The following is a 25,726-nucleotide window of genomic DNA, read 5'->3' on the forward strand; positions in this document are numbered from 1 at the left end:
CCGTCGGACCGCGGCAGGCCTGCGCCCTCTCGGTGCGTGGATGGCCGCCGCGGGTGGTGCAGCCCGGTGGTCGGGTGAACGTGCCGGAAGGTTTTACGCTGAGGCATGTGAAAGCCCGGTTCCTGCTCGCTGTGCTGGGCACGATCCTCCTGCTCGGGCTCGTCGGGTCGATCGCGGGGCCGGCGTGGGATCCGGAGCCGCTCACGGAGCAGCTGATCGTCGAGACCGACGACGTCACGATCTCGACCGCCGAGCCCACGGCGCCTGTCGGCACCTACGAGACCACCACGAGCGACGTCGAGATCGAGCTCGACGGCGCGAGCGTCACCGCACGCCTGACCGCGCCGGTCGGCGCGCCGGACGGTCAGCCCGGCATGCTCTTCATGCACGGCGCCGGCACCGCGGGCCACACGAACTTCACCGACCAGGCCCAGGCGCTCGCCAGCGCGGGTGTGTACGTGCTCGTGCCTGCGAAGCGCATGGACACCTACACCACCCGGTCCCGCGACTACGAGGGCATGGCCCGGGACTACCTCGTCTCCTGGGAGCTGCTGGCCTCGACGCCGGGGGTGGACCCCGAGCGGGTCGGCATCTACGGCGAGAGCGAGGGCGCCTGGATCTCACCGATCGCCGCTGTGCTCGAGCCGCGGGTCGCGTTCCTGGTGATGGTCGCGGCACCGGTCGTGCCGCCCCGCGAGCAGGGCGCGTTCGCGATGGACAACTACCTGCGCAACACACACGTCCCGTGGCCGGTGTTCCGCGCGATCCCGCGAGCCACCGGGGCCCACATCCCCGGCGGCGGCTTCGAGTACGTGGACTTCGACGTCAGCCCCTGGCAGCAGCAGCTCACCCAGCCCGTGCTGATGGTCTACGGCACCGGCGACACGTCGATGCCGCTGGTCCAGGCACCGCTGCAGGTCATCGACGACATGGCGGTCAACGGCAACGACGAGTACACGCTCCGCTACTTCGCGGGAGCCAACCACGGCATCCGGATCGACGGAGCGCTCGCCCCGGGGTTCACCGATGCGCTTGCCGCATGGACGCTGGGACTGCCCGCCACCGGGTCTGCGGAGCCACGGATCGCGGGTGACCAGCCCGAGCAGACCTACGAGGCGCGGGCCCTGCCGAGCCCGCGCTGGTACGCCAACGGCGACATGCTCATCTGGTCGGTCGTGGCCTCCGCGCTGCTCCTGGTCATCGGGCCGATCCTGTGGGTCCTGACGGCGTTGCCGCGGCGCCGCTCGGGCCGTCGCCTCCCCGGTCCGGTCGCCCGCCACACCGCAGCCACGGGGCTCGCCGCGCTCGCGGTGCTCGTCACCTTCGTGGCCTACTGCGCCCAGGTGGCCGACCTCGCCCTGAACTACCGAACCAACGACCTCGTGGTCCTCGGGGGGTGGATCGTGGTGCAGGCAGTGGGGGTCCTGGCGGCGACCGTGCTGGTCCACAGCGTCTGGACCGCCAAGCCGTTCCACCCGGAACGCTGGAGCAAGCGCGACAGGCGCGCAGGCCGCTCCGGTGTGCTGCTCTGGTGGGGCACGCACCTTGGCGCACTGGGGCTGCTGCTGGTCGCCGCGTACTGGGGCGTCTATCCCGCGGTCGTGTAGTACTGCCCACCCGATGACGCGCCGCGCAGGTCCCGATCCCTCATAGGATCGTCCACGATGTCCACCGACGAACGCGCCACGCCCACGAGCTTCGGTGCCCTCACCGACACGGGTGGTCGGAGGGCGGTCAACGAGGACTCGGTGCTGGCGCACCCACCGGTCTTCTGCGTCGCCGACGGCATGGGCGGCCACAGCCGCGGCGCCATGGCCTCGGCTGCCGTCGTGGCGGCGTTCGAGGCACTGGCCCGACAGATCGATGCGGACGTCTCCGGCGTCGAGGTCTCCGCCGGGCAGGTGCAGGCCGCTGTCGTGGACGCGCAGGCACGTATCCGCTCCGACCTCGGGCTCGCCGAGCCGGAGTCCGATGCGGAGATGACCGCAGGCTCCACGCTCGCCGGTGTGATCCTCACCCGCGCCGACGAGCGGCTGTGCTGGCTCGCCTTCAACATCGGCGACTCGCGCATCTACCGGTACTCGGGCGGCACGCTCAGCCGCGTCAGCGTCGACCACTCGGTGGTGCAGGAGATGATCGACGCCGGCGAGATCAGCGAGGCGGAGGCGCTCACGCACCCGATGCGCAACATGATCACGCGCGCCGTCGGCAGCGGTGTCGAGGTGAGCCCCGACTTCTGGCTCCTCGGGGCCGCTGCGGGCGATCGACTGCTGCTGTGCAGCGACGGGCTGATCAACGAGGTTCCCGAGGCCGAGATCGGTCAGACGCTCGCAGGGGGTGGCACCGCGCGGCAGGTCAGCGAGACGCTGATGGCGCGCGCCACCTTCCGGGGCGCCCGCGACAACGTGTCGGTGATCGTGGTCGATCTCGATGCCTCCAGCCAGGCCGACGAGGTGACTGCGCCACGCCTCGCCGGGGCCTACGATCCCGAGGACACGATGCCTCGCGAGTACGCCCGATGATCCGACGACCTCACGAAGGGGACGGTGGCACCAGATGACTGACTACAGCTACGGGCCGGGAGAGTGGACCGCGCTCGCCCACGGTGGCAGGGCGGCGCTGCTCGACCCGGCGATCGACGCCGAGTCGGTGCGGACGATCTGGGCCTCGCTGTCCCAGGGCGGGTCCCTGGAGTCGTGGCTCGAGGTGCTCGCCGGGAACGGGCTGGCATCGCTGCCGAGCTTCGGCTTCGTCGACCCTGGAGAGGACGGCGTCCGCGTCGTCGTGCGCGGAAGCGTCACCGGGATCGTCGAGGGTGCCGAGATCTCCGCGGGGGGCATGCGCACCTGGCGTGAGCACGTCGCCCCGGCCGAGTCGGCCGTCGTGCTCCAGGTGGCGCCCAGCGACGTCAGCCTCGTGCTGATCGGAGGCCACGTGCTGGCCTCGACCCTGCAGGTCGGCCACCTGCCGGAGCCTGTCGAGGAGGCGGACACGATCGAGGGTGAGGCGCACGAGGCCGCGCCCCTCGCCGACCAGGTCGCTGCGGAGGCTGCGGGCGAGAGCTGGGCCGGAGGCGCGCCGGTCGACGAAGAAGGCCCCGCGCCGGCGGAACCCGCAACCGACGAGGTCGAGCCCGACTTCGTGCTCGACGACGACGACGACGAGGACGAGGACATCGCTGACGAGGCGCACGAGACAGGTGCCGAGCTCGAGGCCAGCGACGAGTCGACCGGTTCGCTCGTGGGCGAGGACGGTCCTGGTTCCGAGAGCGGCACGGCCGTGCTCGAGGACCTGCCCGACGGGTCGACCGCAGCAGGAGCAGCTCCGCTCGCCCCGCCGTCCGGTCAGCAGCCCTGGGCGGTGCCGGCGCCGGCGGAGCCGCAGGCCAACCAGTGGGGGCCGCCCCTGCAGCAGGAGGCTGCGCCGTCGTTCGAGCAGCAGCCGCAGGAACAGCCCTGGCAGCAGCCGGCCCCGGAGCAGGGCGAGCAGCAGTCTGAAGCCGATCTCGGCGACCACGACGGCTACACCATGCGCGCTGCTGATGTCCCGAGGCCCGAGGAGGACGCGCAGGTCGACCACACGTTGGCGCCCGCGCAGGAGGAGCCCGGCCAGGAGTCCGCTGCGCAGGGTCCGGTGATGCAGCTCTCGTTGTCCACCGGCCAGCAGGTCGAGCTGGACCGGCCGGTGCTCATCGGCCGCGCACCGGAGTCCTCGCGGTTCGGCTTCGGCGAGACCCCGCGCCTGGTGACCGTGCCCAGCCCGCAGCAGGACATCTCGCGCACCCACGTCGAGATCAAGATCGATGGCGACTCGGTGCTGGTGACCGACCTCCGCTCCACCAACGGCACGGTCGTGGTGCTGCCCGGCTCGCCGCCGCGGCGGCTGCACCCGGGGGAGAGCGTCCCGGTTCCCACCGGGACCGTGGTCGACCTCGGCGACGGTGTGACGGCGGTGGTGGGTCTCCCCGACACCGCCGCCCCGATCGCGCACTGACGCGCTGGTGGTCAAGAAGCGCCCACCCGCTCCACCGCCGGAGATCCCGGGCTTCGAGTTCATCCGGCTGCTCGGGTCCGGGGGCTTCTCCGACGTCTTCCTGTACGAGCAGGAGCTGCCGAGGCGCCGGGTCGCGGTGAAGGTGCTGCTCGCGCAGGCCTCCGGCGAGACGGCGCGCCAGCAGTTCGTCGCGGAGGCGAACCTGATGGCGCAGCTGTCCACGCACCCCTCGATCGTGACGATCTATCACGCGGACACGGCCGCCGACGGCCGGCCGTACCTGATGATGGAGTACTGCCCGCGACCGAACATGTCGGTCAGGTACCGCAGCGAACGCATCGCCGTCGCCGAGGCGATCCGGATCGGTATCCGGCTGGCGGGCGCCGTCGAGACCGCGCACCGCATCGGCATCCTGCACCGTGACATCAAGCCGGCGAACGTGCTCACCACCGATTACGGCTGGCCGGCGCTGACCGACTTCGGCATCTCGGTCGTGTCCACCGCGACGCCGGGTGGCGAGGCTGTCGGCATGTCGATCCCGTGGGCGGCGCCCGAGTTCTTCGCCGACGACGCGGTCCGCGGCGTCGGCGGCGACATCTACTCCCTCGGTGCCACCGTGTACACGCTGCTCAAAGGAGCCTCGCCGTTCGAGGACCCGGACGGTCCCAACTCGGCGCTGGACCTGATCACCCGGATCGAGCGCAGCGCGGTGCCGCCTATCGGGCGGCCCGACGCGCCCGCGTCGTTGGAGTCGGTGCTGGTCCGCGCAATGGCCAAGCGCCCCGAGGGTCGGTACCCGAGCGCCGCCTCGTTCGGCCGAGCACTGCAGCGTGTCGAGCAGGAGATGCAGCTCTCGCAGACCTCGCTGGACCTGCCGGACACCTCGTGGGCGCAGACGGAGGGCAGCGAGGACACCGACGACCTGCGCACCCGGGCCCGCATGGTGACCACCGTGCAGCAGGGCATGGTCTCCGACTCGAGCGTGCCGCCGCCGATCTCCGCCCCGCCGCCCGGCCCGGCCGGGCCTGCGGCACCACCACCGCAGCCGAACGGCGAGGAGCCCGAGAAGAGACGTCGCTGGCCCGCCTTGCTCGCGTCGCTCGCCGTCGTGGCAGTGATCGTCGTCGTCGTCATCATCGGAGCGCTCAACAGCCCGGACGTGCCGATCAACGAGACGAGCACGACCCCGGCGCCCACCGAGGAGATCCCGACCGACACCCTGGAGATACCGCCGCCACCGGTCGGTCTCGAGGGTGAGCGGTCGCCGGGCGGACCGATCCGTTTCACCTGGGCGGCGCCCGAGTGGGAGGGCGAGCTGACCTACATCTGGCGGATCCAGGGGGAGCAGAACACGGAGCGCACCGTGGGTGGTACCACGCTCGATGTCGACGATCCAGGTACGGTGTGTGTCGAAGTCGCTTCTGTCACGGACCGGGGCTCGCTCTCCGAGTACGCCAGCGCCTGTGCGGGATGAGCGGCTTCCGCGACGCGAATCTTCACTGGTGAGACGGGGAAATCAATGGGTCTGCAGGTCGAGTTCTGCGGCGAGTGGTACGACCTCGACGAGGCGAACCCGTTCCAGATCGGGCGTGAGGGCGACCTCGAGGTCGACGAGAACCCCTATCTGCACCGCCGGTTCCTGACGATCAACCATCACGACGGGCTGTGGTGGCTCGAGAACGTCGGCTCCCGGCTCTCAGCCACGGTGTCCGACGGCGAGGGGAACGTCCAGGCATGGCTCGCACCCGGCGCGCGGCTGCCGTTGGTCTTCGCCCACACGACCGTGCTATTCACGGCTGGTCCCACCACCTACGAGCTGGGGATCGTGGGCGACGAGCCCACATTCACCTCCGCCGTCAACGAGCACACCGAGGTCGGCGAGACCACGATCGGTCCGGTCACCTTCACCGAGTCCCAGAAGCTGCTGATCCTGTCGCTGGCCGAGCCGGTCCTGCGGGGCCGCGGCAGCACGGCGTCGATCCCGACCTCCGCTGATGCCGCCAAGCGGCTCGGCTGGAGCATCACGCGCTTCAACCGCAAGCTCGACAACGTCTGCGAGAAGTTGAGCCGGCACGGCGTGCGTGGCCTTCGCGGCGGTCAGCAGCAGCTGGCCGTGAACCGCCGCGCCCGGCTCGTGGAGCACAGCGTCGCCTCGCGGCTGGTCGTCGCCGCCGATCTCGAGCTGTTGGAGAAGAACGCCGAGGAGGCCGCAGCGGCCGCGGCAGAGGAAGCGGCCAAGGCCGAGCAGCAGACGGAGACGGCGTCGGTCGACTGACGGGTTGCCCTACCCATCCAGACCGCCGCGCTACCCGGTTCGCGCGGTTAGGATGACATCCGGTCTTGGGCGTGCCGGATGCGCTCGGTGCCCGATGTCCACGTGTGCTGATGGGGGAGTGAGCGCGTGCCTTCCACGAGGCTGCGATGGTTGCGCGACCGGAAACGGGTCGCGAGTGCGCTCGTCGTCGCGCTCGTCGTCGGCACGATCGTTGCGCTCTCGCTGAACTACCGGGGCGTCGCCACCGCTGATGTCGAGCTGAACGACGGCGGTGTCTGGGTCTCGAACGAGAACAGCGTCCTCGTCGGGCGCCTCAACTACCCGGTGCGCGAGATCGACGCCACGCTCGCCGCGGACACCCCCGACATCGACCTGCTGCAGCGCGGCGACGACGTGCTGCTGCGCGACCCGAGCGCCGGCATGCTGCGCCGGATCGACACGGTCAACGTGCAGTTCTCGGGTGCGTCGGTGATGCTGCCGCCCCAGGCGCAGGTCAGTCTGGGCGAGGGGGCTGTCGCGGTCCTCGACCCGGCCGACGGCCGGCTCTGGGTGACGGCCCCGACCGATCTGGCGGTCATCGAGGAGGCCACGGTCGCACCGACCGCCACCTTCGGTGAGGGCGCCCACATGACCATGGGCGACGACGGCACGGTCTACGTGCTCGACGTCGTCGACAACGAGATCCTCACCTACCCGCCCGAGGTGTGGGAGGCGCTCTCCGGCCAGGAGGTCGAGGGCGCCCCGGCGGCGACCGACGGCACCGACGGCACCGACGAACCGACCTCGGAGGCCACCGACGGCGGTGCGGCCTCGCAGGAGCCCGAGCCGGAGGAGAGCTCGACCGCTCAGCCCGAGGTCACCGTGCTCGACGAGGAGATCGACCTGACGACGGCGCAGGTCCAGATCACCGCCGTCGGTGACGAGGTGGTCGTGCTCGCCTACGAGGCGGAGGACGGCACGCTGACCCTGGTGCGCCCGGATCAGGATCCGGTCGACCTGAGCGCCCTCGACGTCGATCACGCGAGCGCGCTGCTGCAGGCGACGAGCCGCAACGGCGAGAGCGTCGCCATCGCCGCCAGAGACGCCCTCGTGACGGTCCCGCTGACCGGCGGCGACCCCCGCGTGGTGCCGAGCACGCAGCCGGGCACGCCCGCGCAGCCGGTCCAGGTGAACAGCTGCGTGCACAGCGCCTGGGCGGGTGGTGTGCCGAGCTATCTGCGCGTCTGCGGCGACGCCGAGGCGGAGGAGCAGCAGGTCCCGCAGGCGGCCGTCAACGCCGAGCTCGTGTTCCGGGTCAACCGCAACCTCGTCGTGCTCAACGATCTGCAGAGCGGCGACGTCTGGATGCTCGAGGATCGTCTCTACCTCGTGGAGAACTGGGAGGACGTGATCTCCTCCACCTCCGAGGAGGAGGAGACCGAGGACCCCTCCGAAGCCGAGACCGACGAGGTGCCCCTCGACCGTGAGGCCGAGAACCAGGACCCGACCGCCAACCCGGACCAGTTCGGCGTCCGCCCGGGCCGCACGATCGTGCTCCCGGTCCTCGACAACGATCGCGACCCTGACGGCGACCTGCTCACCGTCGCGACGTACACGCAACCTGCCGAGTCCTTCGGCACCGTGGAGGCGATCCTCGGGGGCCGGGCGCTGCAGGTCCGGCTCACGCCCGACGCGAGCGGCAGCGCCGAGATCGAGTACGGGATCAGCGACGGCCGCGACGGCCAGGACTCCTCGACGATCCGGCTCGACGTGAGCGCAGCCACGCAGAACGGTGCTCCGGAGCAGACCGACCCGATCGAGGCCGAGGTGGTCGCGGGACAGGCGGTCGAGGTCAACATCCTCAACGACGTACGCGACCCCGACGGCGACGACGTCTACCTCTCCGGCGCACAGGCGCAGGACACGCTCAACGTCTCGGTCCGCCCCGACGGCACGGTCACGATCACCGACCTGGGGATCAGGACGGGCCTCCAGCAGGTCGTCGTCGATGTCAGCGACGGGCAGCTGACCGAGCAGGCGACGATCGATCTCGAGGTGCTCCCGGACACCGCGGCGCCGCCGCAGGCCGTGTTCGACTTCGCGACCGGGTTCGTGGGCTCGCCGATCGTGGTCGAGCCGCTCGTCAACGACATCGACCCGAACGGCAAGCCGCTCGACCTCGCGATCGTCACGCCCACGAACGGCGGCGAGCAGCGCACCGACACGGACAAGGACTCGTTCACCTTCGAGGCCAGCGCCGCCGGCAGCTACTACCTGACCTACGTGGTCACCGACGACGACGGCCTCAACGCCGAGGGCCTCGTCCGGATCGATGTGGTGCAGCCCAGCACCGAGCTGGCGCCGGTCGCGGTGAGCGACACCGCGTTGCTGCCACCCGACGGCTCGGTGGTCGTCGACGTGCTCGACAACGACAGCGACCCCGCCGGTGGTGTGCTGGCCGTGCAGAGCATCGACGTCCCGCGGGGCGTGGGTCTGCAGGTCGCGATCCTCGACCACAGGATCCTGCGGATCACCTCCGAGCAGGTGCTGCGCGAACCCGTGACGATCGGGTACACGGTCTCGAACGGGACCCGGTCGGCACAGGGCGCGGTCACGGTGATCCCGCTGAGCGGTCAGAGCGACGCGCTCGGGCCGCAGCCCCACCCGGACGCCGCGACGGTGCGTACCGGTGACCATGTGACGATCCCGGTGCTCCGCAACGACACCCACCCGAACGGCCTCGAGTTCCACGTCAGCGGCATCGAGGTCCCCGACGACATGCCGGGCCTGCCGTTCGTCAGCCAGGACCTCGTGCGCTTCGCTGCGCCGGACGAGCCGGGCACCTACCGGTTCACCTACACGGTGACCGACGAGAACGAGCGCACCGACTCCGCCACGATCACGATCTACGTCGAGGCACGGGGGGAGGAGGCGAACGCCCCGCCGCAGCCGGCCGATGTGGAGGTCCGCGCGTTCGCGGGCGAGCGGATCCGCATCCCGATCGACATCTACGGCATCGACCCCGACGGCGACTCGGTGCAGCTGGTCGGTCCCACCACCTCGCCCGAGCGCGGGCGGATCGTCGACGTGCAGTCCGGTTTCATCGACTACATCGCCTACAACTCCGTCGAGGGCGGCACCGACTCGTTCACGTTCACGGTGCGCGACCGTCAGGGGGCCCTGGGCGAGGCGACCGTGACGATCGGTGTGATCCCGCCGCCGGCCACCAACCGCAGCCCTGTTACGGCAGCCGACGAGATCACGGTGCGCCCGGATCGGAACATCCAGGCCGACGTCCTGCTCAACGACACCGATCCCGACGGTGACCAGCTCACCTTCGGCGACCCCGCGGTCGTCGACCCGCCCGAGGGGCTGGACGTCGGCGTCGAGGAGGGCTTGCTCACCTTCACCTCGCCCTCGGAGGAGGGCACGTACACGATCCAGTACCGCGCCGACGACACCCACGGCGGCAACGACATCGGCTCGCTGACCGTCACGGTCGACGAGGACGCGACGCTGATGCCGCCGGTTGCCCTGGACGACCTGGTGCCGGCGACCCAGCTGATCGACGCGGTCTCGCTCGATGTGGACGTGCTCGCCAACGACTACGACCCGGACGGCAGCAGCGCCGACCTCACAGTCTCGCTGCCGGGTGGCGAGGACACCATCGCGGTGCTCGACGACGGGCGGTTGCGGATCCCGGTCACGCCCACCCGACAGGTGGTCACCTACCAGGTCACCGACGTCGACGGCGAGAGCACCTACGCGTTCGTGGAGGTCCCCGGCACCGAGGACACCGGCCCGGTGCTGCGCTCCGACGTCGCCCTGGAGGTCGACTCCGGCGAGGAGCTCCTCGTGGAGCTCGAGGACACCGTCGTCTCGCTCGCCGGCCGCACGGTCCGTCTGTACGACCTCGACGGCGTCATGGCCACCAACAGCGACGGCGGCCCGTACGTGGTCGACGAGGACACGTTGCGCTTCGTGTCCGCCGCCGACTACGCCGGCCCGGCGGCGATCACGTTCTCCGCGACCGACTTCGCGGACATCAACGCCGCCGACGTCATCTACTCGGTCATCACGATCCCCATCGAGGTGATCGCGACCACGCAGCAGCCGCCGACGTTCCGGAACGGCTCGATGGAGCTGGAGGCCGGCGGCGACCCGGTCAGCCTGGACATCGGTCGGCTGGCCGACGACCGCGACACCGAGCTCTCCGACCTCGAGCTCACCATCGGTGACGTACCGGCGGGCTTCAGCGCGAGCCTCGAGGGCGGCGTGATCCTCACGGCCTCGGCCGATCTCGACACCCCGCGCGGCACCGTCGTCGAGCTGCCGGTCCAGGTCAGCGACGGCGACAACCCGCCGGTCGAGGGCGTCATCACGCTCACCGCGACCGGGAGCCGGGCGCCGCTGCTCGTGGCGAACGACGACGACATCGGCGAGGTGCACCAGGGGGAGTCGGTCAGCGTCCCGGTGCTCGGCAACGACACCAACCCGTTCCCGGGTGAGCCGCGCACGATCGTCGATGTCTTCGTCGAGACCGGGGAGGCGTCGGCGAGCATCCAGGGCGACCAGGTCGTGGTCACCCCGGCGCCGAGCTACGACGGTCGGCTCGTGGTCGTCTACACGGTGCAGGACGCCACCGAGGAGTCGGAGCGGTGGCGGCAGGCACGGGTCACCGGCACGGTGCTCGGGGTCCCGGAGGCGCCGGCCCGGCCGGCGATCGAGTCGGTGGGCAACCGCGAGGTCGTCGTCGACATCACGCCGCCCGATGACAACGGTGCTCCGATCACGGGCTACGAGGTCACCGCGAGCGGCGGCCCGACGGTCGCGTGCCCGACGACGACCTGTCGGATCACCGGGCTGACGAACGATGTCACCTATACGTTCACGGTGGTGGCGATCAACGAGGTCGGTACCTCGGAGCCGAGCGCGTCGTCGGCCGAGGCGCGGCCGGACGTCTCGCCCGGACCGGTCGCGGCACCGTCGGTGGAGTTCGGCGACAGCGAGCTGCGCCTGGCGTGGTCGGCGCCAGCCAACGAGGGCTCTCCGATCCACACCTACGACGTGCAGATCTCGCCGCCGCCGCCCAGCGGGCAGTCGCAGATCTCGCTCGACGCGGGCGCGACCAGCTACACCTGGACCGGGCTCACCAACGGTGTCACCTACGAGTTCCGGATCCGGGCGCACAACGACGCGCCGGAGGCCGGTGCCTGGGGCGACTGGTCGCGCGGCGAGTACCCCTCGGCTCCGCCCGCGACGCCGGCGACCCCCTCCATGACCCGCATCGACACGCCCGCGGGCGGGCAGGTACAGGCCAGGTGGACCGCGCCGAACGACAACGGTGACTCGATCGACACCTACCACGTGACGCTGTACCGCAACGGTGTCGTGTACCGCACCGTGACGGTCGGCGACGACACCCTGACACGCCTGTTCGACGTCGAGAACGGCTACGACTACAGCGTCAGCGTGGTCGCCGAGAACCGGTCGGGCCGATCGCCGGCCTCGGCCCAGTCCGCCGCCGTGACCTCGTTCGGGGCGCCCGGCCAGGTGACCGCGGTGTCGGCAGCGCCGACCGGGAACAGCGGTCAGATCACCGTCAGCTACTCACGGCCGTCCGACAACGGGCAGGCGATCCAGCGGTTCGAGTACAGGTTGAGCGGCGGCGGCAGCGGGAATCTCGGCGCCAGTCCCGCGACCATCGGCGGGCTCAGCAACGGCACCGGCTACACGGTGCAGGTCCGCGCATGCAACACGTACTGCGGTGCGTGGAGCGCGGCGTCCGCCGAGGCTGCCCCGTACGGTCCACCCGCGACCCCGAACGCGAGCCACATCAGCTCCTCCGTGGGCAGTGGCGAGAACGGTCGGACGGTGGGCTTCTCCTGGACCTACCCGACCAGCAGCAACGGTGCGGCGATCACGGCCAGCCAGTTCCAGGTCGACAACGGCGGGAGCCAGAACGGTGGGCGCACAGGCAGCACCAGCGTGACGGGCGGCTGGGAGGAGACGCACCGGTTCCGGATGCGGGTGCAGAACGAGTACGGCCAGTGGAGCGGCTGGTCCGACTGGCAGAGCCGGAAGGCCGGGGCCGATCCCACGCCGCCGATCCCGCCCTCGGTCACGATGTTGCACGGTCGCGACGCGCAGGGGCAGCAGGGGTGTACCCACGCCTCGTGCGCCTTCCTCGACTTCAGCTACGACAACCTGCCGTCGGCCAACTACACGATCCAGTTCTACGCCTCCGGGGAGAGTGGGGTCTGGCGCAGCTACACCGCGACGCTCTCCGGCGATGGCCGCTACAACTCCACCACCTACCGCGGGCAGCCCGGCGAGGTGATCCGTGTAGTGATCACCGGGGGCGGGAACACCTACGAGGACTCGATCACATGGCCGAACAGCTGAGGCACCGAGCAGAGGGACGATGACGATCACCAACACCCCCACGACCACGACCGCACAGCAGGCGCAGCAGTTCGCTGACGTCTTCTCGCGGCTGGTCGGCAACGTCGAGCAGGCGGTGCTCGGCAAGGAGCACGTGATCAGGCTGGCGCTCACCTGCCTGTTCTCGGGCGGGCACCTGCTGCTCGAGGACTTCCCTGGCACGGGCAAGACCTCGCTCGCCCGCGCGCTGGCGGCCTCGGTGCACGCCTCCCACACGCGCATCCAGTTCACGCCGGACCTGCTGCCCTCGGACGTCACCGGCGTGACGATCTTCGACCAGGACTCGCGAAAGTTCGAGTTCCACGAGGGGCCGATCTTCGCCTCGGTGGTGCTCGCGGACGAGATCAACCGCGCCTCGCCCAAGACCCAGTCCGCCCTGCTGGAGGTCATGGAGGAGGGGCGGGTCACGGTCGACGGCGTCGCCCGCGCCGTGCCCACCCCCTTCATCGTGCTGGCCACCCAGAACCCGATCGAGCAGGCCGGCACCTACCGGCTGCCCGAGGCCCAGCTCGACCGGTTCCTCATGCGGACCTCGCTCGGGTACCCGGACCAGCGGGCGACCGTCGAGATCCTGGCGGGCTCCGCCGTCCGCGACCGGACCGCGGCCCTGCAGGCCGTGATCGGCGGTCCTGAGGTGATCGAGCTCGCCAAGGTCGCTGCCAACGTGTACGTGGACTGGGCCGTGCTCGAGTACATCTCGAACCTCGCCGAGGCCACCCGCGCCGCCCCGGAGATCGCCCTGGGCGTCAGCGTCCGCGGCGCGCTGTCCCTCGTGCGGTGCGCCAAGACCTGGGCGGCCGCGCTGGGGCGCCACTACGTCATCCCCGACGACGTCAAGGAGCTCGCCGAGCCCGTGCTCGCGCACCGCATGGTGCTCGACGCCGAGGCGGAGTTCGAGGGCGGCACCACCGCGCGCTCCCTGCAGCGGATCCTCAGCGAGATCGCGCCGCCGGCGCAGCGATCGGACTCCTAGGCCGAACCTCATGAGCACTCCCCACCAGTCCACGCGGCAGGCAGCCGCGATCGCGCCGGGACCCGTCGAGGGCACCCGGTCGGTCACGAGCGCCGTCACGGGGCTGGTCGAGGGCGTCAAGAAGTCGCGCACCGCGATCTCCTGGGTCAGCCGCGCGGGATGGGTGGTGCTCGCCGCGGCGGTGATCTCGCTCGTCGCCGGGCTCCGGCTCGCCTGGATGGAGCTGATCGTCCTCGGTGGTGCGCTGCTCACCCTCATCGTCGGGGCGATCGCCTTCGCGATCGGGCGGCACCCCTACCGGGTGACGCTCAGGCTGCGCGAGGGCCGCGTCGTCGTCGGGGAACGGGCGATGGGCGCGCTCGAGGTCATGAACACCAGCCACCGAGCGGTGCTGCCGGCCCGTATCGAGCTGCCGGTCGGGGTGGCGAAAGCCTCGTTCGCGCTGCCCACGCTCGCGGCCGGCGCGGAGCACGACGAGCTGTTCGCGATCCCCACCGAGCGTCGCGGTGTCATCACGGTCGGCCCGGTCTCCTCGGTCCGGGGCGACCCGATCGGCCTGATCCGCCGCGCCGTGCTGTGGACCGAGCCCGAGGAGCTCTACGTCCACCCGCGCACGATCAGGATCGGTGGCACGGCCGCCGGGTTCCTGCACGATCTCGAGGGGCGCGAGACCCGGGAGATCACCAACGCCGACCTGTCCTTCCACGCGCTGCGCGAGTACGTACCCGGTGACGACCGACGCTACGTGCACTGGCGCAGCTCGGCCCGGACCGGCACCTTGATGGTCCGCCAGTTCGAGGAGACGCGGCGCTCCCACCTGGTGCTGGCGCTGTCGGTCCAGGAGGCGGACTACGGCCACCCGGACGAGATGGAGCTGGCGATCAGCGCCGTCGGGTCGCTCGGGCTGCACGCGATCCGCAGCGAGTCCGACCTGACCGCGATGACCACCGAGGAGGTGCTGCTGCACCGCACACCGCGCCAGCTGCTCGACGGGCTCACCCGGCTCGAGGCCACACGCAGCCCCACCACGATCGTCGACCTCGGCCGCACGATCGCCCGCGACGTGCAGCGCGCCACCGTGGTCCTGATGGCGTTCGGGTCCGCCGTGACGCCCGACCAGATCCGTACCGCCGGTGCCGTGCTGCCGGCCGGTGTCCGGGCGCTCGCCCTCCGCGCGAGCCTGGCGGACGACGCCGAGCTCGGCGCGCGGCGCCTCGGCAACGTCACCGTGCTGACGCTGCCGACCCTGGAGGAGCTGCCCCGCGGGTTCCGGAAGGTGGAACGGTGAGCGCCGGTGGCGGCGCCGCCGCCGTCCCGAGCCGCCGATCGCTGCGCGGTACCGGCACCGGCGTGCCTGCCTGGCTGCAGTGGTTCACGGTGCAGCGCGTGGTCGCGATCCTGGTGCCGGTCGCGCTGATCGTCCTCGGCGTCGCCCCGCTGCACGAGGTGTACCTGACCCCGGTGCTCTGGGTGACCGTGGCCGGCGCGGCGCTGCTGGGGACCGTGCTCGCGACCGCCGGGGCGCAGCGCCGCTGGCCGACGCTCACCGTTCTCGCGTTCGCGCTTCCCACGTTCTTCCTGTTCGGCGCCCTCGCGGCGCCGTCGACGGCGATCGGCGGGGTACTCCCGACACTGACCACCTGGCAGGTGATGGGTCGCGGCGTGGTCACGGTCTGGAAGCAGGTGCTGACGATCGCACCGCCGCTGGGCAGCTCAGGTGTCCTGCTCTTGCTGCCGTACCTGCTCGTATTCTTCGGCTCCCTGACCGCGGTGACGATCTCGTTGCGCGCGAAGCGGTGGTCGCTGAGCCTGCTGGCGCCGCTGCTGGTCGCGGTGATCTCGATCCTGTTCGGGACCCGGCTCACGGTAGCGCCGGGCGTGATCGGCGTGCTCGCCGCCGGGATCTCGATCATGTGGGTCGCCTGGCGCGCCGGCCGGCTCGAGGCGCACCGTGTGATCGCCGTCCCGCTGGTGCTCGGGCTGGTCGCGATCGGAGGCACGGCGACGGCGTTCCTGGCCACGCCCGACAACCCTCGCCTCGTGCTGCGCGACTTCATCGACCCGCCGCCGGACCCGCACGACTACACGAGCCCGCTCGCGTCCTTCCGCCGCTACGTGGACACGATGGCGGAGGAGACGCTGCTCACCGCGTCCGGCCTGCCTGCGGGCACCCAGCGCGTCCGGCTCGCCACGATGGACAGCTACGACGGCCACGTCTGGGGGATCACGGGCTCCGGCGCCGCGGGATCCGGCACCTTCGCCCGGCCCGGTGAGCGGCTGGTCACCGAGATCTCGCCGGGCGCCGCCGGGGTGGACATCACGATCGAGGGGTACACCGGCGTCTGGCTGCCGACCGTCGGCGCGAGCGAGGACGTCGACTTCACCGGCAGCCGCGCCGAGGACCTGACCCGGTCGTTCTACTTCAACCGCACCACCGACACCGGGCTGGTCGCGCTGACGATGCGGGCGGGCGACAGCTACCGCCTGGTCGCCGATCCTGCGGCGGACGTGGTCGCCGATCCCGACGCCGCGCCGCCGGAGTCGATGATGCAGCTGCCCGCCTCGCGGGTCCAAATGCCCGAGACCAGCGGCGTCCCCGACGTCATCGCCTCGCTCGCCTCGGAGTGGTCGGCCGGGGCGAACGGCGACTACGAGCGCGTGAGCATGATCGCCACCGCGCTGCACACCTACGGCTACTACTCCGACGGGCTCGAGGGCGACGCACCCTCGCGGCCGGGTCACGGTGCCGCCCGCCTGGTCGGCATGCTCGACAGCGACCAGATGACCGGCAACGCGGAGCAGTACGCCGCCACGCTGGCGCTGATGGTGCGCGAGCTCGGGCTGCCGGCCCGGGTGGTGATGGGCTTCGACGTCTCGCAGGCGAGCGCTGACGGCGGGGTCGTCACGATCACGGGCGCCGACGTCACGGCCTGGGTCGAGGTGCCGTTCGAGGGGCAGGGCTGGCTGCCCTTCTTCCCAACGCCGGACGAGGACCAGATCCCGCAGGTCCAGGACCCGCAGCCGCAGGACCGCCCCGAGCCACAGGTGCTGCAGCCGCCGGAGCCGCCGCAGGAGCCACCGGTCGTGCCGCCGCTGGACCGCGGGGACGCCCCTGCTGAGCAGGAGAACCCCGACGAGGACGACGCCGCCGAGCGGATCCTGCTCTACGTCGCCGTGATCGGGATCCCGCTGCTCGTGCTGCTGAGCCCCTTCCTCGTGATCGCCGCACTCAAGGCGAGACGCTGGCGCCGCCGCCGATCCTCGGGGTCGCCCGACGACCGCATCGCGGGCGGCTGGGCCGAGCTGTCCGATCGCGTGCTCGACCTCGGGGTACCCACGACGAACGGCGCCACCCGCCGGGAGGCGGCGCAGACGTACGACACCGAGCTCGTGGGCGCGGGCACGCTCTCGCTCGCGCGGCGCGCGGACCAGGGCGTCTTCGCCCCCGAGCCGCCGTCGCAGCCGGAGATCGACGCCTACTGGGCCGACGTCTCCACCGCGGTCAAGCACGCCGCTTCGGCGGTCCCGTGGCGGCGCCGGATCGGCGCTCGCTTCTCGCTGCGGTCCTTGCGTCGCAGGTGACGACGGTGGGCCCGAGTTGATCCAGAATGGGTGACATGGACCGCACCGCAGCAAGCCCGCTGGTGGGGGAGGCGAGTCGCTACCTCGAGGACACCGCGCCCAACAACGGCGGCCGCAACACCCGGCCGCTCGCGATCCCGGTCGTGGTGACCACCTACGTCAGCGGGTCCCGCACCGGCGCCGGCGTCGGAGTCGCGGTCCTGGGTGCGTTGGCGGGTCTGGCGGCCTGGTTCGGGGTCGAGGAGCTGACGGCGGAGTCCTCTCTCGTGCTCGCGATCGTCGCCTTCGTGCTCGCCGCGGGGCTGCTGGCGGCAGCGGTGGTGCTCGCGATCCGGCTGGTCCGCAGCGGGGTACGGCTCGTCGAGGCGCTGCGACGCTGGTACCAGGTGGCGCCCGAGGTGCCGGTGCGCGGCGTCGAGGTGCTCACCCAGCAGGCGGGCATCGTGCGGATCGTGCTTTCGGGCCTGGCGGTCGTGACGGCGATCGCGATCGTGGTCGTGGCCGGCGCGACGGGCGAGTCATCGGTCTGGGTCGCGGCCGGCTTCGCCGTGCCGGCCCTGCTCGGGGTCGGCGCCGCCGGTGCGCTGGGCTGGTGGCGGGTGCGTTCGCTGCTGGCGGCCACGGCGCCGCAGCCCTCGGGGGACGCCTTCGCACCCGCGCCGTACGCGCAGCAGCCCGCGATGCAGCCTGCCCAGTCGCACCCGTACCAGCAGGGTCACCAGGCGCCCCCGCACCAGCAGCAGCCCCCGCCCCAGCAGTGGGCGCCGCCCCCTCCACAGCCGCAGCCCCAGCCCCAGCCCCAGCCGTGGCTGCCGGCAGGAGCCCAGCCCGGCGGTGAGACCTGGACGTCTGCTCCCGAGCTCGCCTCCGAGCTCGGCGACACCCGCCTCGTGACCGACGGCACCACCTCCGGTCCGGCGCGGTTCCCGGTCGTGGTGCTCGACGACGGCCGGCGGCTGACCTCCGGCGTCACCACTCTGGTGGGTCGGGCGCCCACGCCCCGCGAGAACGACCTCGCGGTCGAGATCGTGCCGGTCCTGCACCCGACGGTGTCCAAGACCCACGCGGCGTTCCGTGTGACCGACGAAGCGGTCTACGTGACGGACCGGTCATCGACCAACGGCACGACCGCCGTCGGGCAGGACGGCGCGCAGCGCCGCGTCAAGCCCTGGGCGGAGGTCCAGGTGGAGACAGGTGGGGCCGTCCTGCTCGGCAGCTATCGGATCAGCGTCGTGGCCTCGGAGGACCTCGAGCGATGAGATGCCCTAGAGTGTTGGGCATGCGGACGACGCAGCTCCTCCTTCGTCGCCGCGGCGAGGCCCACTGAGGCCGGCCTCCTCGCCGCGGAGTCGCCTGGTGCCCGGCCACCGGCAACGACCGCCCAGCGCGGAGCACAGGAGCAGCGAGCATGACCACGACCCACACCACCTTCGGGATGCCGGTCGGCAAGTACCGGCCCTTCCAGGACACCACAGCGCCGATCGACCTGCCTGACCGGCAGTGGCCGAGCAAGCGCATCACCGCGGCGCCGCGGTGGCTCTCGACAGACCTGCGCGACGGCAACCAGGCGCTCATCGAGCCGATGGACCCGGTCCGCAAGCGCACGATGTTCGACCTGCTGGTGCGCATGGGCTACAAGGAGATCGAGGTCGGGTTCCCGGCCGCGTCGCAGACCGACTTCGACTTCGTCCGCTCGATCATCGAGGACGAGGCGATCCCCGAGGACGTCACGATCTCGGTGCTGACGCAGGCACGTGAGGACCTGATCCACCGCACGATCGACTCGGTGGTCGGAGCGCACCGCGCCACCGTGCACCTGTACAACGCGACCGCGCCCGTCTTCCGCAGCGTGGTGTTCCGCAACGACCGGGAGGGCACGAAAGACCTGGCGACAGAGGGCACCCAGCACGTCATCGACTACGCCGAGAAGGTCCTCGACCCGGACACGATCTTCGGCTACGAGTACTCGCCCGAGATCTTCATCGACACCGAGCTGGACTTCGCGCTCGAGGTGTGCGAGGGCGTCATGGACGTCTGGGCGCCCGAGGAGGGTCGTGAGATCATCCTCAACCTGCCCGCCACGGTCGAGCGCGCCACCCCCAACGTGTACGCGGACCAGATCGAGTGGATGAGCCGCCACCTGTCCCGGCGGGAGTTCATCGCGCTGTCGGTGCACCCCCACAACGACCGCGGCTGTGCCGTCGCGGCGGCCGAGCTCGCGGTGATGGCGGGCGCGGACCGGGTGGAGGGCTGCCTGTTCGGGCAGGGCGAGCGCACCGGCAATGTGGACCTGCTGACGCTGGGCATGAACCTGTACAGCCAGGGCGTCGACCCGGGCATCGACTTCTCCGACATCGACGAGGTCCGCCGCACGGTCGAGCAGTGCACCCGGATGGACGTGCACCCGCGCCACCCCTACGGCGGCGACCTGGTCTACACGGCCTTCTCGGGATCGCACCAGGACGCGATCAAGAAGGGCTTCGCAGCCCGTGCCCAGCAGGTCGCGGACGCCGGCGGCGAGGAGACCGCGGTGCCGTGGGACCTGCCGTACCTGCCGGTCGACCCGAGCGACGTGGGGCGCAGCTACGAGGCCGTCATCCGCGTCAACAGCCAGTCCGGCAAGGGCGGTGTGGCCTACCTGCTGCAGAGCACGCGCAGCCTCGACCTGCCGCGCCGGCTGCAGATCGAGTTCTCGGGCATCGTGCAGAAGCACACCGACAGCTTCGGCGGCGAGATGACCGCCGAGCAGCTGTGGCAGATCTTCTCGGACGAGTACCTGCCGGCCACCGAGGAGAACGGCCTCGAGCCCTGGGGTCGGTTCGCCCTGGGCGCGAGCCAGGTCGCCTCGGCCGGGGACGGCAGCAACGACCTGCTCACCGTGACCCTGCACGACGGCGACCAGGAAGGCACCGTGCAGGCCTCCGGCAACGGCCCGCTCGCCGCGTTCGTGGCGGTGCTGGCGCAGTCCGGCATCGAGGTCCAGGTCCTCGACTACGCAGAGCACGCGCTGTCGCAGGGCGAAGAGGCGAGCGCGGCCGCCTACGTCGAGTGCGAGGTCAACGGCGAGGTGCTGTGGGGTGCGGGGATCGACCCGTCGATCACCACGGCGTCCTTCAAGGCGGTCATCTCGGCCGTCAACCGCGCCCTGCGCTGACCGCGGGGACGGGGTTCGACCAGCGACACTTGACACGTCGACGAAACGCGCTCAGACTCACTCGGTCGACGAGTCGACGTCCTTGCTCGCAGTGTGGACCCGGGATGGCCAGGGGGCTTGCCAGCGGATGCGACGCCACCTCGCGACACGGCGGACCGTCCCGTCGCGAACGGTGCTGGTGGGTGCCCCCCACCAGTACCGTTCTGCGCTCGTCGCGGCCTGCGCAACAACGGGTACCGCCCGCGGGCGCGGCTGCGCACGTCAGAGGTCACGGTGGGGGAGAATGATCCGGTGAAGCTGTACCGGGACGAGGGCGTGGTGCTACGCACCCGCAAGCTCGGTGAGGCCGACCGCATCATCACGTTGCTGACCCGGGAGCACGGGCAGGTCCGGGCGGTCGCGAAGGGGGTTCGGCGCACGTCGTCACGCTTCGGTGCGCGGCTGGAGCCGTTCAGCGTGGTCGACCTGCAGCTGCACATCGGACGCAATCTCGACATCGTCACGCAGGTCGACACGCTCGCACCCCACGGTCGCGCGATCTGCGCCGACTACTCGTTGTTCACCACGGGGACGGCGATGGTCGAGACCGCAGAGCGCCTCACCGAGATCGAGCGTGAGCCGGCCACGCAGCAGTACCTGCTGCTCGTCGGAGCGCTGCGCTCGCTGGCCGAGCGGATGCACGCGCCCAGCCTCGTGCTCGACTCCTACCTCCTGCGCGCGCTCGCGATCGCGGGCTGGGCGCCGAGCTTCGCCGAGTGCGCCCGTTGCGACACCGAGGGTCCGCACCGCGCCTTCGCCGCTCCGCTCGGTGGCATGGTGTGCGCCGAGTGCAGGCCGCCCGGCGCTGCGGCGCCTGCGCCCGAGACGGTCCGGCTGCTGGGTGCGCTGCTGACAGGGGACTGGTCGGTCGCCGATGCGAGCGACGATCGTCATCGCCGTGAGAGCTCCGGGCTGGTCGCCGTCTACACACAGTGGCACCTGGAGCGGGGGCTGCGCTCGCTGCGGCTGGTCGAGCGGGCGTGACCGCGCCGCCTCCGCACCCCTCGGGTGCCCGCCCGCCGACGCTCCCGCCCCACCTGGTGCCCCGGCACGTGGCCGTCGTGATGGACGGGAACGGGCGCTGGGCGAACTCCCGCGGGCTGCCGCGCACCGAGGGGCATGCCGCTGGAGAGGCGGTGCTGCTCGACGTCGTCGCGGGTGCGATCGAGCTGGGCATCACCCACATCAGCGCCTACGCGTTCTCGACCGAGAACTGGAAGCGGTCACCTGCGGAGGTGCGCTGGCTGATGGGGTTCAACCGTGACGTGCTGCGGCGTCGCCGGGACGAGATGAACTCGTGGGGGGTGCGGGTGCGCTGGGCGGGGCGCCGCCCCCGGCTCTGGCGCAGCGTGATCGCGGAGCTGGAGGAGGCCGAGCGGCTCACGCGCGCCAACTCGACCTGCACGCTGACGATGTGCGTCAACTACGGCGGCCGCGCCGAGCTCGCCGACGCCACCCGTGCCATCGCGCGCGAGGTGGCCGCCGGCCGGCTGGACCCCGAGCGGATCACCGAGCGCACGATCGCTCGCCACCTCGACGAGCCGGAGCTGCCGGACGTCGACCTGTTCCTGCGCACCGGGGGCGAGCAACGCGCGTCGAACTTCCTCATCTGGCAGTCCGCGTACGCCGAGATGGTGTTCCTGGACAAGCCCTGGCCCGAGGTCGACCGGCGGGACCTCTGGGATGCGGCCGTGACGTACGCCCGCCGCGACCGCCGCTACGGGGCCGCTGTCGACGCCGTCGAGGGCTGACCGGTCACGCTGCCGGGTCGGCCTCGGCGAGCTCGTTGGCGTGCAGGCCGCCCGGCGTGGACTGCTCGCCCGCGCGGCGGCGACGCCGCATGAACACGACCGTGAGCACGATCACCACGGTGACGGCGAGGATGGCGGCGAGTCCGAGCGGAGACCCGGCCGCGGCGGCCATCACGGCCTCCCAGGCGGCGAAGCCGATCGTGGCGTAGATCGTGGCCCAGGCGAGGGCGCCCGGGATCTGGGCGAGCACGTACTTCCAGAGCTCGATCCGCAGGATCCCCGCAGCGGCCTGCACCATCGACTGGAAGCCGACCGTGAGGTAGCACAGCGGCACCATGCCCAGCCCCCAGCGGCGTAGCGCGCGCACCCCGGGCTCGGCGCCACCGGCCTCGAGCCAGTCGTGCATCCGGCGCTTCCAGCCTTGCTGGGGATGGGTGCGGCGCAGGGTCTGCTCGGTGGCGACCCGGCCGACCCAGTAGACCATCTGGGCGCGGGCCATCGCGCCGAGGAAGAGCACCACGAAGGCGACCCAGAACGGCATCGAGGCCAGGAAGTCAGGCACCCGTGCCGCCCCCGTAGATGCGGGTGGCGCACTCGCGGCAGGTGCCGACCAGCTCGGCGGTGTGGTCGACGTCGACGAAGTCGTGCTCGTGAGCGATGCGCGAGGCCCAGCGTTCGACAGCCTCGCCGGCGAGCTCGACGGTCTTGCCGCACTCGCGGCACACGAGGTGGTGATGATGCCCGCGTGCGCAGCGACGGTACAGCGCCTCGCCGTCCTCGATGCGGAGCACGTCGACGTCGCCGGCTTCCGCCATCGCCTGCACGGTGCGGTAGACGGTGGCGAGCCCCACGTTCTGGCCGGCATCCTTGAGCATCTGGTGGAGCTGCTGGGCGGAGCGGAAGTCCGGGGTGCCGTCGAGAAGGTCCGCGAGCGCGGTGCGCTGCCGTGTCATACGCTGCATCAGCCCTGGCCTCCTTCCGACGCGCCAGCGGGTGCCGCGGCGCGCTGCCACAGCGGCCGCAACGCTGCGACACCAGCGTAGATGGCAATCGCCAGCACCACGATCACGGCCCCGGGCGCCAGATCGACCGTGAACGTCACCAGCAGCCCGCCGACACAGGCGACCCCGCCGATGAGCATCGCGATCGTCATGGTCTGCCGGAACGAGCGCGCCACCAGCTGCGACGTCGCGACCGGCACGATCATCAGCGCGCTGACCAGCAGCAGCCCGACGACCCGCATCGACACCGTGACCGTCAGCGCCGCGACCACCGCGACCGCCACGTTCAGCGCCGTCACCGGCAGCCCGGTCGAGCGGGCGAACTCCTCGTCCTGGGACACAGCGAAGAGCGCGGTGCGCAGGCCCAGGCCAACGGCGAGGATCACGGCGGACATCGCCAGGGTGGCGACGAGGTCGCCTGTGCCCACGGTCGCGAGCGAGCCGAACAGGTAGCTCATGAGGTTCGCGCTGGTGCCGCCGGCCAGCCCGATCAGCACCACGCCGCCGGCGATGCCGCCGTAGAACAGGAGCGCGAGCGCCAGGTCGCCGCTGGTGCGACCTCGAGATCGCACCATCTCGATGATCACGGCTCCGATGATGGCGGCGACGACGGCGCCAGGGATCGCGAACGCGTCGGCCTTGGCGGCGCCGGTCGCGGCGCCGACCAGCCAGCCGAGGGCCACACCGGTGAGCGCGACGTGCCCGATCCCGTCACCCAGCAACGAGAGCCGCCGCTGCACGAGGAACGTGCCGACGACCGGCGCGCTGACCCCCACCACGAGCGCAGCGAGAAGGGCGCGCTGGAACAGCGGCGTGGACAGCATCGCCAGCACGTCGGTCATGGCAGGCTCCGCTGGGTCTGCGGCTCGGTCGCGAGCGCGTGCTCGACGTGCAGGTGGTCGTGCGCGCCGTGCGGGTGGACGTGGTCGCGGGGGAGGTCGCCGTCGTGGATGATCCGGCCGGCGCGCAGCACCACCGCGCGGTCGAGCAGCTGGGCGAACGGGCCCAGCTCGTGCAGCACCATCACGATCGTGCGGCCCTGGTCGTGGAGGTCGCTGAGCAGCGCCGCGAACGAGGACTGGGTGAGCAGGTCGACCCCGGCGAGCGGCTCGTCGAGGATCAGCAGGTCGGGATCGCGGACGAGCGCGCGCGCGATCACGACCCGCTGCGCCTGGCCGCCCGAGAGCACGCCGAACGGGCGGTGCGCGAGGTTCGCGACGCCGAGCTGGTCCATCGCCCGCAGCGCTCTCTCGCGGTCGGCGCGGCGAAGCCACCAGCGTTGGCGCCCGAGCAGCCCGGTCTCCACGACCTCGAGGGAGGTGGCCGGGACGCCCGATGCGGCGCTGAGCCGTTGCGGCACGTAGCCGATGCGCGGCCAGGGCACGCGGCTGTTCTCACGGGTCGGGGCGCCGAACAACCGGGACTCGCCCGCGACCACGGGCACCTGCCCCAGTGCGGCGCGGATCAAGGTGGACTTGCCCGAGCCGTTCGCCCCGAGCAGTGCCACCGCCTCGCCCGGGTGCACCTGCAGGTCGACGTCGGTCAGCAGCGTGTTTCCGCCGATCGCCACCGACACCGAATCGAGCTGGATCGGGTCGAGGGCGGTGCCCGCCTCTGCTAGCTGCACTGGAGTCCTTCGTGGAGCGCGGCGAGGTTCGCCCGCATCGCGGCGAGATAGTCCGAACCTTGCGGCTCGAGCTCGATCGGGTCGAGCGTAGCGAGCGTGAGCCCGAGCTCCTCGGCCACGGCGTCCGCGCCGGCGGTGAGTCCGCCAGGCTGGGTGAAGATCGTCGTGACGCCGGCGTCGCGCGCCTCCCGCAGCACCTCGGCCACCCGAGCGGGGGAGGGTTCGGCCTCCGGGTCGATGCCGCCGATGCCGATCTGGGTGAGCTCGAACGCGTCAGCCAGGTACCCGAAGGCCTCGTGGCTGGTCACGAACGTGCGGTCGGCGCAGTCCGCCAGACCGGTCGCGAACTCGCTCTCGAGCGTCTCCAGATCGGTGCGCAGGGAGGCCGCGTTCGCCTCGTAGGTGGCTGCGCCGTCCGGGTCGGTCTCGGTGAGCGCAGCGGCGAGCGCATCAGCGACGTCCGCCACACGCAGCGGGTCGAGCCAGAAGTGGGGGTCGACGCCGCTGTGGTCGTGGCCGTCGTGGTCCCCCTCGTCCTCGTGCCCTTCCTCGAGCAGGTCGGCCGAGTCCGCGGCGTCGACCACGACCGTCTCCTCGCCCACCTCGCCGATCGTGTCGTCGACGGCGGCCTGGAACCCCGAGAGCATCAGCACCACGTCGGAGGTCACGATGCTCGTCACTGCGGAAGGCGAGAGCTCGAGGTCGTGCGGCTCGGTGCCGGCGGGTGCGACGTTGGTCACGGTGGCGGCCTCGCCCGCGACCCGCTCAGCGATGAACTGCAAGGGGTAGGCGGTGACCGCGATCTGGACCTCGCCGTCGTCGCTCGCGGCCGAGCAACCGACCAGCAGGAGGGGGAGCGCTGCGACGGGGGCGAGGATGCGGGCGCGCAGGCATGTCATGACAATCAT

The 25,726-nt window shown here is 71.5% G+C and carries 18 protein-coding genes; 13 read left to right on the forward strand and 5 right to left on the reverse strand.

What is annotated here, in order from left to right:
• The first annotated feature begins 107 nt into the window (after positions 1–107).
• The 13 genes from GPA03_RS02160 to GPA03_RS02220 all read left to right on the forward strand — a co-directional run bounded on the left by GPA03_RS02160 (position 108) and on the right by GPA03_RS02220 (position 22,190).
• On the forward strand, positions 108–1,607 hold the full coding sequence (locus GPA03_RS02160; RefSeq protein ID WP_156250352.1) for an alpha/beta hydrolase family protein: 1,500 nt from the start codon (positions 108–110) through the stop codon (positions 1,605–1,607).
• A 57-nt stretch (positions 1,608–1,664) separates the two neighbouring features.
• Entirely contained in the window at positions 1,665–2,522 is an 858-nt protein-coding gene (locus GPA03_RS02165) for a PP2C family protein-serine/threonine phosphatase (RefSeq protein ID WP_156250353.1), read from the forward strand.
• Positions 2,523–2,556: 34 nt separating this feature from the next.
• Positions 2,557–3,993, forward strand: coding sequence for an FHA domain-containing protein (locus tag GPA03_RS02170; RefSeq protein ID WP_156250354.1), 1,437 nt, complete (start codon positions 2,557–2,559; stop codon positions 3,991–3,993).
• A 7-nt stretch (positions 3,994–4,000) separates the two neighbouring features.
• On the forward strand, positions 4,001–5,467 hold the full coding sequence (locus tag GPA03_RS02175; protein WP_156250355.1) for a serine/threonine-protein kinase: 1,467 nt from the start codon (positions 4,001–4,003) through the stop codon (positions 5,465–5,467).
• A gap of 45 nt (positions 5,468–5,512) precedes the next feature.
• Complete coding sequence (locus GPA03_RS02180; protein ID WP_241681042.1) at positions 5,513–6,268, forward strand: FHA domain-containing protein; 756 nt, start codon at positions 5,513–5,515, stop codon at positions 6,266–6,268.
• A 126-nt stretch (positions 6,269–6,394) separates the two neighbouring features.
• On the forward strand, positions 6,395–12,652 hold the full coding sequence (locus tag GPA03_RS02185) for an Ig-like domain-containing protein (protein WP_156250356.1): 6,258 nt from the start codon (positions 6,395–6,397) through the stop codon (positions 12,650–12,652).
• A gap of 19 nt (positions 12,653–12,671) precedes the next feature.
• Positions 12,672–13,664 carry an AAA family ATPase gene (locus GPA03_RS02190; protein ID WP_156250357.1) on the forward strand — a complete coding sequence of 331 codons (993 nt, stop codon included), beginning with the start codon at positions 12,672–12,674 and terminating at the stop codon, positions 13,662–13,664.
• 10 nt (positions 13,665–13,674) lie between these two features.
• On the forward strand, positions 13,675–14,952 hold the full coding sequence (locus GPA03_RS02195; protein WP_156250358.1) for a DUF58 domain-containing protein: 1,278 nt from the start codon (positions 13,675–13,677) through the stop codon (positions 14,950–14,952).
• The gene (locus GPA03_RS02200) at positions 14,949–17,246 is read left to right on the forward strand and encodes a transglutaminase TgpA family protein (protein WP_156250359.1); all 2,298 of its coding nucleotides are present in this window, start codon (positions 14,949–14,951) and stop codon (positions 17,244–17,246) included. The genes GPA03_RS02195 and GPA03_RS02200 overlap by 4 nt, the downstream gene beginning before the upstream one ends.
• A 35-nt stretch (positions 17,247–17,281) precedes the next feature.
• Complete coding sequence (locus tag GPA03_RS02205) at positions 17,282–18,505, forward strand: FHA domain-containing protein (protein ID WP_156250360.1); 1,224 nt, start codon at positions 17,282–17,284, stop codon at positions 18,503–18,505.
• A 149-nt stretch (positions 18,506–18,654) separates the two neighbouring features.
• Positions 18,655–20,400, forward strand: coding sequence for a 2-isopropylmalate synthase (leuA, locus tag GPA03_RS02210; RefSeq protein ID WP_206673433.1), 1,746 nt, complete (start codon positions 18,655–18,657; stop codon positions 20,398–20,400).
• A 291-nt stretch (positions 20,401–20,691) separates the two neighbouring features.
• Positions 20,692–21,423, forward strand: coding sequence for a DNA repair protein RecO (gene recO, locus GPA03_RS02215; RefSeq protein ID WP_156250361.1), 732 nt, complete (start codon positions 20,692–20,694; stop codon positions 21,421–21,423).
• A complete protein-coding gene (locus tag GPA03_RS02220) occupies positions 21,420–22,190 on the forward strand; it encodes an isoprenyl transferase (RefSeq protein ID WP_194239488.1) in 771 nt (256 codons plus the stop codon). The genes recO and GPA03_RS02220 overlap by 4 nt, the downstream gene beginning before the upstream one ends.
• A gap of 4 nt (positions 22,191–22,194) precedes the next feature.
• On the opposite strand, the gene GPA03_RS02225 is transcribed toward GPA03_RS02220, so the two are convergent.
• Genes GPA03_RS02225 through GPA03_RS02245 form a run of 5 tightly spaced genes read right to left on the reverse strand, consistent with a single transcriptional unit; the run spans position 22,195 to position 25,726 of the window.
• Positions 22,195–22,752: a DedA family protein gene (locus GPA03_RS02225; protein WP_156250363.1), complete on the reverse strand. Its 558-nt coding sequence runs from the start codon at positions 22,750–22,752 to the stop codon at positions 22,195–22,197.
• Entirely contained in the window at positions 22,745–23,152 is a 408-nt protein-coding gene (locus GPA03_RS02230; protein WP_156250364.1) for a Fur family transcriptional regulator, read from the reverse strand. The genes GPA03_RS02225 and GPA03_RS02230 overlap by 8 nt, the downstream gene beginning before the upstream one ends.
• A complete protein-coding gene (locus GPA03_RS02235; RefSeq protein WP_156250365.1) occupies positions 23,152–24,033 on the reverse strand; it encodes a metal ABC transporter permease in 882 nt (293 codons plus the stop codon). Before GPA03_RS02235 ends, GPA03_RS02230 begins: the two co-directional genes overlap by 1 nt.
• On the reverse strand, positions 24,030–24,818 hold the full coding sequence (locus GPA03_RS02240; RefSeq protein ID WP_156250366.1) for a metal ABC transporter ATP-binding protein: 789 nt from the start codon (positions 24,816–24,818) through the stop codon (positions 24,030–24,032). Before GPA03_RS02240 ends, GPA03_RS02235 begins: the two co-directional genes overlap by 4 nt.
• On the reverse strand, positions 24,809–25,726 hold the full coding sequence (locus GPA03_RS02245; RefSeq protein WP_156250367.1) for a metal ABC transporter substrate-binding protein: 918 nt from the start codon (positions 25,724–25,726) through the stop codon (positions 24,809–24,811). The genes GPA03_RS02240 and GPA03_RS02245 overlap by 10 nt, the downstream gene beginning before the upstream one ends.

It is taken from the genome of Pseudactinotalea terrae (assembly GCF_009733845.1).
GTDB lineage: Bacteria > Actinomycetota > Actinomycetes > Actinomycetales > Beutenbergiaceae > Pseudactinotalea > Pseudactinotalea terrae.

Coding starts and splice junctions, on each gene's coding strand:
- GPA03_RS02245 (WP_156250367.1), bottom strand. CDS start 25,726: ATGATTGTCATGACATGCCTGCGCGCCCGCATCCTCGCCCCCGTCGCA.
- GPA03_RS02165 (WP_156250353.1), top strand. CDS start 1,665: ATGTCCACCGACGAACGCGCCACGCCCACGAGCTTCGGTGCCCTCACC.
- leuA (WP_206673433.1), top strand. CDS start 18,655: ATGACCACGACCCACACCACCTTCGGGATGCCGGTCGGCAAGTACCGG.
- GPA03_RS02180 (WP_241681042.1), top strand. CDS start 5,513: ATGGGTCTGCAGGTCGAGTTCTGCGGCGAGTGGTACGACCTCGACGAG.
- GPA03_RS02170 (WP_156250354.1), top strand. CDS start 2,557: ATGACTGACTACAGCTACGGGCCGGGAGAGTGGACCGCGCTCGCCCAC.
- GPA03_RS02205 (WP_156250360.1), top strand. CDS start 17,282: ATGGACCGCACCGCAGCAAGCCCGCTGGTGGGGGAGGCGAGTCGCTAC.
- GPA03_RS02190 (WP_156250357.1), top strand. CDS start 12,672: ATGACGATCACCAACACCCCCACGACCACGACCGCACAGCAGGCGCAG.
- GPA03_RS02235 (WP_156250365.1), bottom strand. CDS start 24,033: ATGACCGACGTGCTGGCGATGCTGTCCACGCCGCTGTTCCAGCGCGCC.
- GPA03_RS02195 (WP_156250358.1), top strand. CDS start 13,675: ATGAGCACTCCCCACCAGTCCACGCGGCAGGCAGCCGCGATCGCGCCG.
- GPA03_RS02230 (WP_156250364.1), bottom strand. CDS start 23,152: ATGCAGCGTATGACACGGCAGCGCACCGCGCTCGCGGACCTTCTCGAC.